This is a genomic window from Pseudomonas sp. F007, assembly GCF_057814275.1.
Genome location: NZ_JBVATA010000001.1, coordinates 294,785 through 309,922, shown reverse-complemented (window position 1 = coordinate 309,922; position 15,138 = coordinate 294,785). Strand labels below are relative to the sequence as shown.

Below are 15,138 nucleotides of genomic sequence, written 5' to 3'. Positions count from 1 at the left end.
CGGGCATAACAACTTCGGGACAGGAGGAAGGGGGCTGTTGGGCGCCGCTTCCATGCCGAAGTCTTTGGTCTCAGGCCAGGAGGCCGAGATCCGAATTCCATTGGGTGTCAGTAAATGACTGCAACACCCGTACCGTTTTCATTCTTTTGGGCCTGAAAACGATCGCCATCCGCGGGAGCGGTTTGGGCTACTGAAAAAGTGTTTGGTTCCACCGGAATCAGGCAAGAAAAGCACTTGAGTTTCTTGGCTGTTTGGTGTTTGGGTTTTGACGCAAAACCCTATATGTAGGGTTTTTCTGCGCGCGAGCTACAAGATAATGCGTTTGTGGGGGTGATGCAACGTACTACCTGTGGATAAAGCTGTGCGTAAAATGTGTATGAATCCACCAATCGTCGTGTAGGCCGCGACCCTGCTGGATCAGACCGTTTGTCACTGTTTTTTGCCCCCGAAAATCCCCTGGGTGGAATTTTAAGGGCGCGAACCCTATCACAAAAAATCCCGCTTACCGAGCGCATTTGCCCGCTTGTGTTGATAAGGGTTGGCGTTGTTACAATCGACTGCTGTCTATGCAGTCTTATCCACTATAAAAGTTACAAAAATACCAGTGGATCCTCCCTTTATTAGTGTTCTGGCAAGCAGAGGTCACCCGTGGAGCAAGAAGCCTGGCAGGTATTGATTGTCGAGGACGACCAGCGCCTGGCTGAGTTGACCCGCGAATACCTGGAAAGCAATGGATTGCGCGTCGCCATCGAAGGCGATGGTGGTTTGGCGGCGGCGCGGATAATTGCCGAGCAACCGGACCTGGTGATCCTCGACCTGATGTTGCCCGGAGAAGACGGCCTGAGTATCTGTCGCAAGGTGCGTGATCAGTATGACGGTCCGATCCTGATGCTCACGGCCCGCACCGACGACCTGGACCAGATCCAGGGCCTGGACATGGGCGCCGACGATTATGTGTGCAAACCAGTGCGTCCGCGCCTGTTGCTGGCGCGCATCCAGGCCCTGCTGCGGCGCAGCGAGGCACCGGAACCCGCGGTGCCGCAGAAGCTTCGGCGCCTGCAGTTCGGGCCACTGGTGGTCGACAATGCGCTGCGTGAGGCCTGGTTGCAGGACCAGGGTATCGAGCTGACCAGCGCCGAATTCGATTTGCTCTGGTTGCTGGTGGACAACGCCGGGCGAATCCTCTCGCGCGAGGAGATCTTCACCGCGCTGCGCGGGATCGGCTATGACGGCCAGGATCGCTCGATCGACGTGCGTATCTCGCGGATCCGCCCGAAAATCGGCGACGACCCGGATCACCCGCGCCTGATCAAGACCATTCGCAGCAAGGGTTATTTGTTCGTGCCCGAAGCCTGTGTAGACCCATCCCTGTGAACTCGATCTTCCTGCGCATCTACGGTGGCATGTGCGCCGCGCTGATCCTGGTGGCGGTGCTCGGCGCGCTGGCCCTGCATCTGCTCAACGAAGTGCGCAGCGAGCAGTACCGCGAGCGCCTGGCCCACGGCACGTTTTCGCTGATGGCCGACAACCTGCAGCCGATGAACCCGACCGAGCGCCATCGCGCGCTGGTGGTCTGGGAGCGCTTGCTGGGGATTCCCATGAGTTTGCAGTCCTTCAGCCAGACCGGTCTCGATCTGGGCCAGCGTACCCGCATCCTGCGCGGTCAGGCGTTGGTCGAGCAGACGGGGCCCCATGCGGCCCGGGTCTATCGGCTGGTCAGTGAAAAAGAGCAGTTGGTGCTGACGGGCGAAGTGCAGCAGATCAGCGAGCAACTGGCACGGGCGACTATTTACCTGCTGGCGGACGAGTTGGTGCGCTATCCGGTGAGCGAGCAGCCCAAGCGCCTGGAGGCATTGAAAACAGATAAGGGCTTCGGCTTCGAGCTGCAACTGGTCACGGTGGACCAGGCCGATATGGACGAAGACCAGAGTCGCCGGGTCTCCGAAGGCGATACGGTCATGGCACTGGGCAAGGGCGGTGATTCGATCCGGGTGTTTGCCGGCATGGTGGGTACGCCCTGGGTGCTGGAAATCGGCCCGTTGTACCAGATGAATCCTTATCCACCCGAGTGGCTGGTGTTGATCGCCGCCCTGGGATTGAGCCTGATCGGCTTGATCGTCTATTTATTGGTGCGCCAGCTCGAGCGTCGGCTCAGTGGCCTGGAGTCGGCCGCCACGCGTATCGCCAAGGGCAGCCTGGAGACCCGAGTACCGGCGCGCGGTGCCGATTCGGTCGGACGCCTGGCCGCGGCATTCAATGGCATGGCCGAGCATCTGCAGCAACTGCTGGCGATTCAGCGTGAGCTGGTGCGTGCGGTGTCCCATGAACTGCGCACTCCGGTGGCGCGCCTGCGCTTTGGCCTGGAAATGATCAGCTCGGCGAGCACCGACCAGGCGCGGGAAAAGTACCTGGTTGGCATGGATCACGACATTCAGGACCTCGATGGCCTGGTGGATGAGATGCTCACCTATGCCCGCCTGGAGCAGGGTTCGCCCGCGCTGAACTTCCAGCGGGTGGATCTGGACGCTCTGGTCAACCAGGTGATCGGCGAGCTGGCGCCATTGCGCGCGGATGTCAGGGTACAGCGCGGGTTGTGCCTGTCGGCTGCCGATTGCGACGGGGCCTGGGTCGAGGCCGAGCCGCGCTACCTGCATCGGGCGCTGCAGAATCTGGTGAGCAACGCCATGCGCCATGCGCAGTCCCAGGTTGCCATCAGCTTTCAGGTCGGCCAGCAACGGTGCCGGGTGGATGTCGAGGACGATGGCCCGGGCGTACCGGAAAGTGCCTGGGAAAAAATCTTCACACCGTTCCTGCGCCTGGATGACAGTCGCACCCGGGCCTCGGGTGGCCATGGCCTCGGCCTGTCGATTGTGCGGCGGATCATCCATTGGCATGGCGGCCGGGCGCTGATTGGCAAGAGCAAGAACCTTGGCGGTGCCTGCTTCAGCTTGAGTTGGCCGCGCAATCAGGAAAAGCCCGAACGCTGACGAGTGTCAGGCCGGGATGCTGACCAGGCTCAGCAACTGGCCATCTTTCACCGCGAACTGCGCATCCAGTTCCACGCCGTGGTGCCATTCGCTGGACAAGTCCGTCAACAGCCGCAGACGGGCCAGGCCGTCAGTTGTCCATTCCAACACCTCGGCATGCTCGAAATAGAAGCGCTGCCGGACGATGGGATAGAGCGCCTTGAACAGGCTCTCCTTGACCGAAAAAGTCAGGGTCACCAGCAACGCCAGCTGCGCGCGATCACCTGCTGCCATGCGCTGCAGTTCTGCCGGGGTGAGGATTTCACCTGCCAGGCGCTCGGCGCGTGCGGGATCGAGCAGGTTTTCCAGGTCCATGCCCAGTCCGCGCCAGTGCTCCTTGTGCGCGACAATCGCGGCGGCCCGGCCCGTGGTGTGGGTGATCGAGCCGCAAATGTCGCTTGGCCAGACCGGCGCCCGGTCTTCGCCAATCGCCGGGATGCACGGCTCTCCCGTCAATTGCAGCAACGCGGCGCGGGCACACAGGCGCCCGGCGAGAAACTCGGCCTGACGTTTGGCCACCGAGCGCTGGATGCTCGGCGGAGGCTCGACGTTGCAGCCGCGAAAGTCCTCCGGCACCAGCAATGCAGGATCGAAACGGGTGCTGAGCAAAACACTGTCGGGCAGTGCGGCAGGCAACGGCCAATGGGCGTCGAGCGGCGTGCAGCAGGCGGGCAGGGCGGGGAGCGAGTTCATCGCGGCATTTTGCCGATTCGCCGCCCGGCTGGGTAGTGTTACTGCGTGTCCAGCTCGTTCAGGCCAGGTTCAGCGCGTGTTCAGGGGGAGTTCAGTGGGGGGTGAGTAACCTGCACGCATCAACCAAGAGCACATTGCGAACGAGGAAACTCAGGATGACAACCTTCAAAAAACTGATGTTGGCCATGACCGTGCTGGGCGCCAGTGCCGCTGCCCAGGCCGCCGACGACAACTTCGCCAGCCTGACCCTGGGCCAGACCAGCGACAAGGTGAAAAAATCCAGCCTGCTCAACAGCAACCTTGATCACCCCAACGCCAATGGCGTGATTGGCAAGGACACCACCTACGGTGTTCGTCTCGGCCAGCAGAACAACGACCGTCGCTACTACGCGACCTACGACAATGTCTCGGGCACCCACAACGGCATCAAGTTGCGTCAGGAAAACCTGCTGGGCAGCTACGACCTGTTCCTGCCGGTGACCAGCAGCACCAAGCTGTTCGGCGGTGGCACTGCCGGCCTGACCAAGCTGACCCAGGACTCGCCAGGCTACAGCCGCGACAGTGACATCGGTTATGCCGTAGGTGTGCAGGGCGGTGTCCTGCAACAGGTTTCGAAAAACGTGTCGGTGGAAATGGGTTACCGTTACCTGCGCAGCAATGCCAGTACCGAGATGAGTGCCCAGGGCACCAAGCAGGGTTCGCTGAGCCTCGACAGCAGTGCCCAGACCTACCTGTCCGCCAACTACGCTTTCTGATCATTGGCCAGCGTTGACCTGCGCCGGATCATCCAAAGGGTGATCCGGCGCAGGCATGTCGGTAAGCTGGGTGCGAGGCACCCGTGGAGTGCTTGATTTGCCTGGGAGAGCGTCATGAAACTGTTGGTCGTCGAAGACGAGGCGCTGTTGCGCCATCACCTGCACACCCGCCTGACCGAGAATGGGCATGTGGTAGAAGCGGTCGCCAATGCCGAAGAGGCGTTGTACCAGTCCGAGCAATACAATCATGACCTGGCGGTGATCGACCTGGGCTTGCCGGGCATGGGGGGATTGGATCTGATCCGTGAGCTGCGCCACCGAGGCAAGACCTTCCCGATCCTGATCCTCACCGCCCGTGGCAACTGGCAGGACAAGGTCGAAGGCCTCGCCGCCGGCGCTGATGACTATGTGGTCAAGCCGTTCCAGTTCGAGGAACTCGACGCACGTCTCAATGCCTTGCTGCGCCGCTCCAGCGGCTTCACCCAGTCGACCATCGTTGCCGGGCCCTTGCTGCTGGACCTCAATCGCAAGCAGGCGACGCTCGATGAGCAGCCACTGGCGCTCACGGCCTATGAGTACCGGATCCTCGAATACCTGATGCGCCACCACCAACAGGTGGTCGCCAAGGACCGATTGATGGAGCAGCTCTATCCGGATGACGACGAGCGCGATCCGAACGTCATTGAAGTGCTGGTCGGGCGCCTGCGGCGCAAGCTTGAAGGGCCCAACGGATTCAAGCCGATCGAGACGGTGCGCGGCCTGGGCTACCTGTTCAACGAGCGCTGCCAGTGATTCGATCCCTGCGTCTGCGGCTGATGCTGGCCGCTACCACCCTTGCCGTGCTGTTCATGCTGGCCTTGCTGCCGGCCATGCAGGGTGCGTTCAGCCTGGCGCTGCAAGATTCGATCGAGCAGCGCCTGGCGTCGGACGTCACCACCCTGATTTCCGCGGCGCGCATCGAAAATGGCCGCCTGGTCATGCCTTCCCAACTCCCCGATGAGCGATTCAATCTCGCCGACAGCCGTCTGCTGGGCTACATCTATGACCGCGAAGGGCAATTGGTCTGGCGTTCGCGGGCGACTCAGGATGAGCACATCAACTACAAACCCCGGTACGACGGCCGCGGCAACGAGTTTGCGCGAATCCGCGAGGCCAGCGGCCAGGAGTTCTTCGTCTATGACGTCGAGGTCAAGCTGCTTGGCGGCAAGAGTGCGGCGTTCAGTATCGTCGCCCTGCAACCGGTGCGCGAATACCAGCAGACCCTCGAGGGCGTGCGGGAAAACCTCTACCTGGGCTTCGGCGCCGCGCTGCTGGTGTTGTTGGCGCTGCTGTGGATTGGCCTGACCTGGGGGCTGCGGGCCTTGCGCCGCTTGAGCCAGGAACTCGACCAGATCGAAAGCGGTGCGCTGGAAAGCCTCAGTGAGGAACACCCACGTGAATTGCTGCGTCTGACCGGCTCCCTGAACCGTCTGTTGCGCAGCGAGCGCGAGCAGCGCAGACGCTACCGTGACTCGCTGGACGATCTGGCCCACAGCCTGAAAACGCCGCTGGCGGTCCTGCAAGGGGTCAGTGAGGACATGGCCCAGCGCCCCGAGGATCGAGAGCAAGCATGGGTATTGCAATCGCAGATCGAGCGCATGAGCCAGCAGATCAGCTACCAATTGCAGCGTGCCAGCTTGCGCAAAAGCGGCCTGGTGCGCCATCAGGTGGCGTTGCAGCCAGTGCTCAAGAGCCTGTGCGACACCCTCGACAAGGTCTATCGCGACAAGCGGGTGCGTACCCGCTTCGATCTGCCGGACCCTTGCTACGTGCCCATCGAGCAGGGTGCCTTGCTGGAAATGCTCGGCAACCTGCTGGAAAACGCCTATCGCCTGTGCCTGGGTGAGGTGCGGGTCAGCCTGCGCCAGACCGTGGCCGGCATTGAGCTATGCGTCGAGGATGACGGGCCTGGGGTGCCGGTGGATCAGCGGGCACGGATTCTCCAGCGTGGCGAGCGCCTGGATCGCCAGCATCCGGGGCAGGGTATTGGCCTGGCGGTGGTCAAGGACATCATCGAAAGCTATGCGGCGCAGCTGACGCTCGGTGACTCGCCACTGGGCGGCGCTGCGTTTCGCATTCACTTCCCGGCTGCCTGAGGCCGGGGTTCATTGCTCCTGCGCCCTGTACGCCCCCGGCGTCAGCCCCGTCCACTTCTTGAACGCCCGGTGAAACGCCGAAGGTTCGGAAAACCCCAGCTGCTCGGCGATCTGTTGCAACGACAGGTCGGCGCGGCTGAGGTGATAAATCGCGATGTCGCGGCGCAGTTGATCCTTGAGTTCCTGAAAACTCGCCCCTTCTTCCCGCAGATGCCGGCGCAGGGTCTGCGGGCTGACGTGCAACTGCGCGGCCACCGCCTCCAGGTCAGGCCAGCGTCGGCTGTCTCGTCCCAGCAGGCGGTGCAGGCGGCTGCACATGCTGTCGCCGTCATCCGGGCGAGCGAGCAGATCGGCCGGTGAGCGTTCGAGGAAATGCTTGAGGGTGCGCTCGTCCTGTAACAGCGGCATGCCCAGGTAGCGGCTATGAAACAGCAGGCTGGTGCGTTGGGCGTCGAACGCCAACGGGCAGGCAAACAGCAGTTCGTATTCGGCGCCGTGCACGGGTTTGGCATAGCTGAAACTGGCCTGTTCCAGGCGAATCCGCTGGCCGATCAGCCAGCTGCCCAGGCGGTGCCAGGTGACCAGCAGGCATTCGCTGAGGAAATGGTCGGGGTCGGACAGCTGAGAATCGTCCAGGCTCAGGCGCACCCATTCGTCTTCCCGGCTCAAGCTCAGGCGCGGACTGTCGGGAAATAGGCTATAGAAAAGTAAGCCGCGACTGAATGCTTTCTCCAGGTTGGCGCAATGGATCAGCGCGTGGCACATCATGGCGAAGGTGCCGCGCTTGCTCACGCTTTGGGCCAGACCTAGGTACTCGTCGTCCAGTGCCAGCCACAGGCCCTGGAGCAGGGCGCTGAACTGCTCGGGAGCGATTCGCGCACGGGGCTCGTCGAGCCACTCGGGGTTGATTCCCAGCGCCTGCAGCAGGCCTGAATAGTCATGCCCGAGCCGGCGCGCGCCGCCGGTGGCCGCGCGGGCAAAATGACTGGCAATGGTGCGTTCGCGCATGGGAAGTCATCCGTCCATTGAGTGGCGGATCTTAGCCAGCCCCCCAGTATCGGACAAGGCGGATATCCGCCAATTTCCAGGAGTGGATCGGGTCGATGGGCGGGAATCCGCCAACACCGATCGCCAAGGCAAATCACCAGAGTTACCTGTAACCCTTCTGGTACGCGGTTTGTGGGCGATCCGGCAAAGCTGGCACGAGCTCTGCAATAAGACCAGTAGACCTGCCAGCACGCAGTTCGCCACAACAAATCCCTCCAGTGCAGGAGGGTTCGCACTTTAGGTGTCGCTTGCATCGGATGGATGATTGCAACGCGGTGCTCTTGAGGAACTTTGCAATGACGACTCGTCAGCCAATTTACAAATCCCTGTATTTCCAGGTAATCGTTGCCATCGTTATCGGCATCTTGCTCGGTCACTTCTATCCGCAGACCGGGGTGGCGCTCAAGCCGCTGGGTGACGGGTTCATCAAGCTGATCAAGATGGTCATCGCACCGATTATCTTCTGTACCGTGGTCAGCGGCATTGCTGGCATGCAGAGCATGAAATCGGTCGGCAAGACCGGTGGCTACGCGCTGCTGTACTTTGAAATCGTCTCCACCATCGCCCTGCTGATCGGCCTGGTAGTGGTCAACGTCGTGCAACCGGGCGCCGGCATGCACATCGATGTATCGACCCTGGATGCCTCGAAAGTCGCGGCCTACGTCACGGCTGGCGCTGACCAGAGCATCGTTGGCTTCATCCTCAATGTGATCCCGAACACCATCGTCGGCGCGTTTGCCAACGGCGATATCCTGCAGGTCCTGATGTTCTCGGTGATCTTCGGTTTCGCCCTGCATCGCCTGGGTGCCTACGGCAAACCGGTACTGGACTTCATCGATCGTTTCGCCCACGTGATGTTCAACATCATCAACATGATCATGAAGCTGGCGCCGATCGGTGCGCTGGGTGCCATGGCCTTCACCATCGGTGCCTATGGCGTTGGTTCGCTGGTGCAGTTGGGCCAGTTGATGATCTGCTTCTACATCACCTGCGTGCTGTTCGTCGTGCTGGTACTGGGTGCGATCTGCCGCGCGCACGGCTTCAGCGTACTGAAACTGATCCGCTACATCCGTGAAGAACTGCTGATCGTACTGGGCACTTCCTCGTCCGAATCGGCACTACCACGCATGCTGATCAAGATGGAGCGCCTGGGTGCGAAGAAATCGGTGGTCGGCCTGGTGATCCCTACCGGCTACTCGTTCAACCTTGACGGTACTTCGATCTACCTGACCATGGCCGCCGTGTTTATCGCTCAGGCGACCGACACCCACATGGACATCACCCACCAGATCACCCTGCTGCTGGTGCTGTTGCTGTCCTCCAAAGGTGCGGCCGGTGTGACCGGTAGCGGCTTCATCGTGCTGGCGGCGACCCTGTCGGCGGTAGGCCACCTGCCGGTTGCCGGCCTGGCGCTGATCCTCGGTATCGACCGCTTCATGTCCGAGGCCCGTGCCCTGACCAACCTGATCGGCAACGCCGTGGCAACCCTGGTCGTGGCCAAGTGGGTCAAGGAACTGGACACAGACAAACTGCAGGTCGAACTGGCTTCTGGCGGTCGCGGTATCTCCGACGAGCGTGAAGTCGATGACCTGGGCGTGGCTGAAGGCCCGGCCCCGGCTTCGGTGAAGTAATCCGCCAAGGCTGATGAGAAAACCCGCTAAGGCGGGTTTTTTCTTGTCCGTGATTTGAGCGCAAAGGTCACCTCGGCTGTCGCTTAAAGTGATTGCCGCCCGGGCATCCGCTGCCTAGTCTGGACGGATCGTCCAAGGAGAAGACTTATGCAGGGGCCATTGGCATCACTGAAGATTCTGGATTTTTCGACACTGCTGCCAGGGCCGTTCGCCTCGTTATTGTTGGCGGACATGGGCGCCGAAGTGCTGCGTATCGAGTCGCCAACCCGCATGGACCTGCTGCGCGTCCTGCCGCCCCACGACCAGGGCACCTCGGCCAGCCACGCCTACCTCAACCGCAACAAGCGCAGCCTGGCGCTGGATCTCAAGCAGCCGCAGGCGCTGGAAGTGGTCAAGCAACTGTTGCAGGACCACGACATTCTCCTCGAGCAATTCCGGCCCGGTGTCATGGAACGCCTGGGCCTGGGCTACGAAGCGTTGAAGGCGATCAATCCGCGGCTGATCTACGTGTCCATCACCGGCTACGGCCAGACCGGGCCCTACAAGGATCGCGCCGGGCATGACATCAACTACCTGGCGCTGGCCGGCCTGGCGAGCTACACCGGGCGCGCCGACAGTGGTCCGTTGCCCTTGGGCATCCAGGCCGCCGACATTGCCGGTGGCTCCCTGCATGGGGTCATCGGCCTGCTGGCGGCGGTGATCGCCCGCCAGCACACGGGTCAAGGCCAGCATCTGGATGTGAGCATGACCGACTGCGCGTTCAGCCTGAACGCACTGGCCGGGGCGGGGTACCTGGCATGTGGCGTGGAGCCGGGGCGCGAAGAGCAGGTGCTCAATGGCGGCAGCTTCTACGACTACTACCGCAGCCGCGATGGGCGCTGGATGTCGGTGGGCAGCCTGGAGCCGAACTTCATGCAGCAGCTGTGTGCGGCGTTGGGCCGGCCCGAGTTGGCAGCTCAAGGCTTGTCACCTCGACCCGAGCAGCAACAAGCCCTGAAGCAGACGCTGCAGATCGAGTTCGAAAAGCGCGACTACAGCGAACTGTGTGCGCTGTTCGGTGCGATCGATGCCTGCGTCGAGCCGGTTCTGAGCCTGTCCGAGGCGGTGGCGCATCCCCAGCTCCAGGCGCGCCAACTGGTGACGCAGGTGCCGCGCGCGGACGGCACGACTCAGGCGCAGATGGCTTGCCCGCTGAAATTCTCCGCTGGCTTGCCGGCGCCGCGGCACATCGGTGCAGCTGTCGGCGCCCATAGCGATCAGGTGCTGGCCGAGTTGGGCTACAGCGTCGAACAGATCGCTGAATTGCGGCGTACCAAAACCATCGCCTAGCGCCGTTATTCGACCCGCGACTCGCCAGTGAATACCAGGGTTTGCCGGCAGCGTCGACACAGGTAGCGCCGCCCCTGGCGGACCAGGCTGTGGCGCTGGGCCGAGAACGGGAAGTCGCTGTCGGCGCAGGGGCAGCGGTAGATATAGCGGGTCACGCTGCGACGCTTGATTGCGTAGGTGTGGCAGCGGTTGGGCGGCAGCTCGTAGACGCCGCGCATGATCAACTGCCACTCCTCGCCGTGGGGCGCGATGCGGTCGCCAAACAGCTGGTGGGCGATCAGGTGCGCGACTTCGTGGGCGACGGTCTGCTTGAGGAAATCTTCGGTATTTTCGCGGTACAGCTGTGGATTGAAACGCAGCAGGTTTTCATGCAGGTGTGCCACACCGGCCTTCTGGCCGCGCAACTTGAGGCTGACCACCGGACGTTTGAAAGGGCGTTTGAAAAAGGATTCAGCGAGTTGGAAACAGTCTTCGACGCGGGTATTGAGTTGCTCGGGCATGCTTAACGGATCTCCAGAGGCGTCAGTATGCGTTAAACCCCGGGCATTGCGAATCGCCCAGGCGCCCAATGGTCGTCGCCACATGAAAAGGCCGCCTTGCGGCGGCCTGTCGGTCAAACAGGATGAGCTAATTGGTGTAGACCGGGCCAACGCCCAAGCCCCAGACGATCACGGTGAAGGCCATGATGGCCACCAGCACCACCAGCCCTACGGCCAGTACCGAACTGGAAAACAGAAAGCCCTCGTCGGATGGAATGCCCATGAAGGTCGGCAAGCCCACATACAGCAGGTACACCGTGTAGCAAATGGCTGCCGTGCCGACGATCATGCCCAGCCACATGTGTGGGTAGAGCGCCGCCAGGCCGCCGATGAACAACGGGGTTGCAGTGTAGGTGGCAAAGGCGACACAGCGTGCCAGGCTCGGTGTGGCGTCGTAGGTACGGGCCATCCAGTGGATGAACGCGCCCATCACTGCGACGCCGCAGAGCATCGCCAGGTACGACATGATGGTCATCCACAGGGCGCTTTCGTGGGTCAGCATGACCGGTGCGCGGCTGCCGATCACCCAGCCCACCTGGGTAGTGCCGATAAACGCCGAAACAGCGGGGATCGCCGCGAGAATCAGCGTGTGCGTCAGGTACATGTGGCTGATGCTTTCCTCTTGGTCGCCACGAATCTCCTTCCATTCTTGATCGGGGTGGGTAAAGAGTCCCACGACGTGATGGATCATAGTCAGTCACTCCTTCGTGATTGCTATCGCCCCCCAACGGAGCGCCTACCGGCCAGTGGCCAAAGGTCTAGAGGTGTGTACGACCTTATGTCGCAGTATAGAAAGGACTGAATCGCGCCGGTACGCCGCCTTTAGAGCAAATCGCGCTGTAAAAATCCGCGTTAATCGCAGATGGATAGCTCGCCGCTTAGGCGTTTTTGCGTAAAATGCCGGCCTTTCGTCACACCTCGCGGATTTCAAGCGCCATGGGCACTCTTACGGTCAACCAGAACAAACTGCAGAAACGTCTACGCCGGCAGGCCGGTGAGGCCGTTGCCGACTTCAACATGATCGAGGACGGTGACAAGGTCATGGTCTGCCTGTCCGGCGGCAAGGACAGCTACACCATGCTCGACGTGCTGCTGCACCTGCAGAAGGTCGCGCCGATCAAGTTCGAGATCGTTGCGGTCAACATGGACCAGAAGCAGCCGGGTTTCCCCGAGCATGTGTTGCCGGCGTACCTCAAGGAGTTGGGGGTCGAGTACCACATCGTCGAGAAGGACACCTACTCGGTGGTCAAGGAGCTGATTCCCGAGGGCAAGACCACCTGCTCGCTGTGTTCGCGCCTGCGTCGCGGCACGCTCTACACCTTTGCCGACGAAATCGGTGCGACCAAGATGGCCTTGGGGCATCATCGCGACGACATCGTCGAGACGTTCTTCCTCAACATGTTCTTCAACGGCTCGCTCAAGGCCATGCCACCGAAGCTGCGCGCCGATGACGGGCGCAACGTGGTGATTCGCCCGCTGGCCTACTGCAACGAGAAGGACATCCAGGCCTACTCGGACCTCAAGCAGTTCCCGATCATCCCGTGCAACCTCTGTGGTTCGCAGGAAAACCTGCAGCGCCAGGTGGTCAAGGAGATGCTTCAGGAGTGGGAGCGCAAGACCCCTGGGCGCACCGAGAGCATTTTCCGCAGCCTGCAGAACGTGATCCCGTCGCAACTGGCGGACCGCAACCTGTTCGACTTCACCAGCCTGACCATCGACGAAAGCGCGGCGTCGCGCTTCGTCAATGTGGTCAATCTCTGACCCCTGTCACCGGCTGGGTCTGACGGCGCTCGTGGGCGCCGTTTCCATTTCTATGCTCAGGAGAGGGCATGCACGATTACAAGTGGCTGCACGAGTACTGCCTGAACCGCTTTGGTTCGGCCTCTGAACTGGAAGCCCATCTGCCCGTTCCCAAGACTCCCGACCAACTACGGCAGATCAGCGACGATCGCTACCTGTCGACCCTGGCGCTGCGGGTGTTCCGCGCCGGTCTCAAGCACAGCCTGGTGGATGCCAAGTGGCCGGCCTTTGAACAGGTATTCTTCGGTTTCGACCCGGAAAAGGTCGTGCTGATGGGCGCCGAGCACCTCGAGCGTTTGATGCAGGACGCGCGGATCATCCGCCACCTGGGCAAGCTCAAGAGCGTGCCGCGCAATGCGCAGTTCATCCTCGATGTGGCGAAGGAGAAAGGCAGTTTCGGCGAATTGATCGCCGAATGGCCGGTGACCGATATCGTTGGCCTGTGGAAGTACCTGGCCAAGCACGGGCACCAATTGGGCGGCCTGTCGGCACCACGTTTCCTGCGGATGGTCGGCAAGGACACTTTCGTGCCGAGCTATGACGTGGTCGCGGCGCTGAATGCACAGAAGATCGTCGACAAGGTGCCCACCAGCCTGCGAGACCTGGCCACGGTGCAGAACGCCTTCAATCAATGGCACGCCGAGAGTGGCCGGCCGATGTGCCAGCTATCGATGATGCTGGCGTTTACCGTCAATCATTGAGGCGATGGCGCCGCCGGTACGGGCGGCGCCTGTCATGCGGCTGCAGGTTCGCCTTCGCCGGCCAGCTTGCGATTGAGCTGGAAGCGCCAGCGCACATACAGCAGCGCCGAGCAGAACACCGCCAGGCTGGCGGCCATTTCCAGCAGGCCGAATACCTGGCGATTCGGGTCGAACGCGGCAATCGCGCCCTTGATGAAGTACAGGTTGACCACAAAGCACATCCACGAATGGCCACGCGGGCTGCCGCTGATCATCCCCGGTGCCAGCAGCAACAGCGGCACCAGTTCGATCAGCAGGATCACCCAGGGCCGGGCGCCGTGCAGGTCGGCAAACACCAGGTAATAGGCGCAAAGCAGACCAATCAAGCCAAAAAAGCACAGCAGGCTGGCCGCGCGGCTGATACGGACGCGCGGTTCGAGCCAGTCGATGGCGGGCAGGATCTTCGGCTTTTTAGCCACGGTCGCTCTCCAGCTTCTGCGCGGTTTTGCCCAGGCGCAGGCCGAGGGCCCGGCACAGGGCGATTTCATGCTCGTTCAGGCCACTCTTGCCATCGGCGCCGGCGTGATGACTGGCGCCGTACGGCGTACCACCGCCACGGGTTTCCAGCAGGGCCGATTCGCTGTAGGGCAGGCCGGTGATCAGCATGCCGTGGTGCAGCAGCGGCAGCATCATCGACAGCAGGGTGGTTTCCTGGCCGCCGTGCAAGCTGGCAGTCGAGGTGAAAACCCCGGCCGGCTTGCCCACCAGCGCACCGGTCAGCCACAGGTTGCTGGTGCCGTCGAGGAAGTACTTGAGCGGCGCCGCCATGTTGCCGAACCGGGTCGGGCTGCCCAGGGCCAGGCCCGAGCAGTGCTTGAGATCGTCGAGACTGGCGTACAGCGCGCCTTCGTCGGGAATGCTCGGCGACACGGCTTCGCATTCGGCGGAGATGGCCGGCACCGTACGCAGGCGCGCCTCCATGCCGGACTGTTCGACGCCGCGGGCAATCTGCCGGGCCATTTCATTGGTCGAGCCGCTGCGGCTGTAATACAGGACCAGAATGTACGGCGCACTCACGGCAGCAGCTCCAGCACATTCTCTGGTGGACGGCCGATGATGGCTTTGTCGCCGACTTCGAGAATCGGTCGCTCCATCAGCTTCGGGTGAGCGGTGATGGCGGCGATCAACTGCGCCTCACTGAGGCTGGTGTCGGCCAGGTTGAGGGTTTTGTACTCGTCTTCGCCGGTGCGCAGCAGTTGCCGCGCACTGATCCCCAGTTTGCCCAACAGGCTCTGCAGTTGCCCGGCGTCGAGCGGGGTTTCCAGGTAGCGCACCACGGTCGGTGTCAGGCCACGGGCCTCAAGGAGTTCCAGCGCACCGCGGGATTTCGAGCAGCGCGGATTGTGATAAAGCGTCAGATCGGTCATGTGCGGGTCGCATCTTGCGTAAGGTGGCGGCTATTCTACCTGTGTGGCGAGCAGTCCAGAACCTCGCGAGGCAATG

Annotated in this window: 16 protein-coding genes; 9 read left to right on the top strand and 7 right to left on the bottom strand. The window is 61.9% G+C overall.

The genetic code is table 11. From position 1 onward, the window contains the following. Nucleotides 1-648: 648 nt before the first annotated feature. Together ACZYR5_RS01540 and ACZYR5_RS01535 are read left to right on the top strand one after the other, a co-directional pair. On the top strand, nucleotides 649-1,374 hold the full coding sequence (locus ACZYR5_RS01540; protein WP_489088207.1) for a response regulator: 726 nt from the start codon (nucleotides 649-651) through the stop codon (nucleotides 1,372-1,374). Continuing rightward, complete coding sequence (locus ACZYR5_RS01535) at nucleotides 1,371-2,987, top strand: ATP-binding protein (RefSeq protein WP_489088208.1); 1,617 nt, start codon at nucleotides 1,371-1,373, stop codon at nucleotides 2,985-2,987. The genes ACZYR5_RS01540 and ACZYR5_RS01535 overlap by 4 nt, the downstream gene beginning before the upstream one ends. A gap of 6 nt (nucleotides 2,988-2,993) precedes the next feature. On the opposite strand, the gene ACZYR5_RS01530 is transcribed toward ACZYR5_RS01535, so the two are convergent. Next, entirely contained in the window at nucleotides 2,994-3,719 is a 726-nt protein-coding gene (locus ACZYR5_RS01530) for a 4'-phosphopantetheinyl transferase family protein (RefSeq protein ID WP_489088209.1), read from the bottom strand. A gap of 155 nt (nucleotides 3,720-3,874) precedes the next feature. Between ACZYR5_RS01530 and ACZYR5_RS01525 the strand changes: the two genes are divergently transcribed. The 3 genes from ACZYR5_RS01525 (at nucleotide 3,875) to ACZYR5_RS01515 (ending at nucleotide 6,609) form a co-directional block, all read left to right on the top strand. Then, nucleotides 3,875-4,474 carry a hypothetical protein gene (locus tag ACZYR5_RS01525; RefSeq protein WP_489088210.1) on the top strand — a complete coding sequence of 200 codons (600 nt, stop codon included), beginning with the start codon at nucleotides 3,875-3,877 and terminating at the stop codon, nucleotides 4,472-4,474. 114 nt (nucleotides 4,475-4,588) lie between these two features. Next, nucleotides 4,589-5,266: a response regulator gene (locus ACZYR5_RS01520; protein ID WP_489088211.1), complete on the top strand. Its 678-nt coding sequence runs from the start codon at nucleotides 4,589-4,591 to the stop codon at nucleotides 5,264-5,266. After that, on the top strand, nucleotides 5,263-6,609 hold the full coding sequence (locus ACZYR5_RS01515; protein WP_489088212.1) for an ATP-binding protein: 1,347 nt from the start codon (nucleotides 5,263-5,265) through the stop codon (nucleotides 6,607-6,609). The genes ACZYR5_RS01520 and ACZYR5_RS01515 overlap by 4 nt, the downstream gene beginning before the upstream one ends. Nucleotides 6,610-6,618: 9 nt before the next feature. Here ACZYR5_RS01515 and ACZYR5_RS01510 read toward each other — a convergent pair whose 3' ends face one another. After that, nucleotides 6,619-7,617 carry an AraC family transcriptional regulator gene (locus ACZYR5_RS01510; protein WP_489088213.1) on the bottom strand — a complete coding sequence of 333 codons (999 nt, stop codon included), beginning with the start codon at nucleotides 7,615-7,617 and terminating at the stop codon, nucleotides 6,619-6,621. 335 nt (nucleotides 7,618-7,952) lie between these two features. Here ACZYR5_RS01510 and ACZYR5_RS01505 point away from each other — a divergent pair, with 335 nt between their 5' ends. Together ACZYR5_RS01505 and ACZYR5_RS01500 are read left to right on the top strand one after the other, a co-directional pair. Then, nucleotides 7,953-9,287, top strand: coding sequence for a dicarboxylate/amino acid:cation symporter (locus ACZYR5_RS01505; RefSeq protein WP_489088214.1), 1,335 nt, complete (start codon nucleotides 7,953-7,955; stop codon nucleotides 9,285-9,287). 147 nt (nucleotides 9,288-9,434) lie between these two features. Continuing rightward, complete coding sequence (locus tag ACZYR5_RS01500) at nucleotides 9,435-10,616, top strand: CaiB/BaiF CoA transferase family protein (protein ID WP_489088215.1); 1,182 nt, start codon at nucleotides 9,435-9,437, stop codon at nucleotides 10,614-10,616. Nucleotides 10,617-10,621: 5 nt separating this feature from the next. On the opposite strand, the gene ACZYR5_RS01495 is transcribed toward ACZYR5_RS01500, so the two are convergent. Both ACZYR5_RS01495 and ACZYR5_RS01490 read right to left on the bottom strand, forming a co-directional pair. Beyond that, nucleotides 10,622-11,116, bottom strand: a complete 495-nt coding sequence (locus ACZYR5_RS01495) for a SprT family zinc-dependent metalloprotease (RefSeq protein ID WP_027619952.1) — start codon at nucleotides 11,114-11,116, stop codon at nucleotides 10,622-10,624. A gap of 127 nt (nucleotides 11,117-11,243) precedes the next feature. After that, nucleotides 11,244-11,846, bottom strand: a complete 603-nt coding sequence (locus tag ACZYR5_RS01490; protein WP_489088216.1) for a Yip1 family protein — start codon at nucleotides 11,844-11,846, stop codon at nucleotides 11,244-11,246. A 245-nt stretch (nucleotides 11,847-12,091) separates the two neighbouring features. Here ACZYR5_RS01490 and ttcA point away from each other — a divergent pair, with 245 nt between their 5' ends. Beyond that, nucleotides 12,092-12,916: a tRNA 2-thiocytidine(32) synthetase TtcA gene (gene ttcA / locus ACZYR5_RS01485; protein ID WP_027619954.1), complete on the top strand. Its 825-nt coding sequence runs from the start codon at nucleotides 12,092-12,094 to the stop codon at nucleotides 12,914-12,916. Between the two features lie 68 nt (nucleotides 12,917-12,984). After that, complete coding sequence (locus ACZYR5_RS01480; RefSeq protein ID WP_027619955.1) at nucleotides 12,985-13,656, top strand: DNA-3-methyladenine glycosylase I; 672 nt, start codon at nucleotides 12,985-12,987, stop codon at nucleotides 13,654-13,656. Nucleotides 13,657-13,688: 32 nt separating this feature from the next. Here ACZYR5_RS01480 and ACZYR5_RS01475 read toward each other — a convergent pair whose 3' ends face one another. The 3 genes from ACZYR5_RS01475 to arsC are packed head-to-tail and all read right to left on the bottom strand — an operon-like array spanning nucleotide 13,689 to nucleotide 15,062. Then, nucleotides 13,689-14,114 (bottom strand): DUF2069 domain-containing protein, encoded by a 426-nt coding sequence (locus ACZYR5_RS01475; protein WP_489088217.1) that lies wholly within the window; start codon nucleotides 14,112-14,114, stop codon nucleotides 13,689-13,691. Next, nucleotides 14,107-14,712 (bottom strand): NAD(P)H:quinone oxidoreductase, encoded by a 606-nt coding sequence (wrbA, locus tag ACZYR5_RS01470; protein ID WP_489088218.1) that lies wholly within the window; start codon nucleotides 14,710-14,712, stop codon nucleotides 14,107-14,109. The genes ACZYR5_RS01475 and wrbA overlap by 8 nt, the downstream gene beginning before the upstream one ends. Next, complete coding sequence (gene arsC / locus ACZYR5_RS01465; RefSeq protein ID WP_489088219.1) at nucleotides 14,709-15,062, bottom strand: arsenate reductase (glutaredoxin); 354 nt, start codon at nucleotides 15,060-15,062, stop codon at nucleotides 14,709-14,711. The genes wrbA and arsC overlap by 4 nt, the downstream gene beginning before the upstream one ends. Nucleotides 15,063-15,138 lie beyond the last annotated feature (76 nt).

Coding starts and splice junctions, on each gene's coding strand:
- ACZYR5_RS01530 (WP_489088209.1), bottom strand. CDS start 3,719: ATGAACTCGCTCCCCGCCCTGCCCGCCTGCTGCACGCCGCTCGACGCC.
- ACZYR5_RS01525 (WP_489088210.1), top strand. CDS start 3,875: ATGACAACCTTCAAAAAACTGATGTTGGCCATGACCGTGCTGGGCGCC.
- ACZYR5_RS01520 (WP_489088211.1), top strand. CDS start 4,589: ATGAAACTGTTGGTCGTCGAAGACGAGGCGCTGTTGCGCCATCACCTG.
- ACZYR5_RS01510 (WP_489088213.1), bottom strand. CDS start 7,617: ATGCGCGAACGCACCATTGCCAGTCATTTTGCCCGCGCGGCCACCGGC.
- ACZYR5_RS01505 (WP_489088214.1), top strand. CDS start 7,953: ATGACGACTCGTCAGCCAATTTACAAATCCCTGTATTTCCAGGTAATC.
- ACZYR5_RS01500 (WP_489088215.1), top strand. CDS start 9,435: ATGCAGGGGCCATTGGCATCACTGAAGATTCTGGATTTTTCGACACTG.
- ACZYR5_RS01495 (WP_027619952.1), bottom strand. CDS start 11,116: ATGCCCGAGCAACTCAATACCCGCGTCGAAGACTGTTTCCAACTCGCT.
- ACZYR5_RS01490 (WP_489088216.1), bottom strand. CDS start 11,846: ATGATCCATCACGTCGTGGGACTCTTTACCCACCCCGATCAAGAATGG.
- ttcA (WP_027619954.1), top strand. CDS start 12,092: ATGGGCACTCTTACGGTCAACCAGAACAAACTGCAGAAACGTCTACGC.
- ACZYR5_RS01480 (WP_027619955.1), top strand. CDS start 12,985: ATGCACGATTACAAGTGGCTGCACGAGTACTGCCTGAACCGCTTTGGT.
- arsC (WP_489088219.1), bottom strand. CDS start 15,062: ATGACCGATCTGACGCTTTATCACAATCCGCGCTGCTCGAAATCCCGC.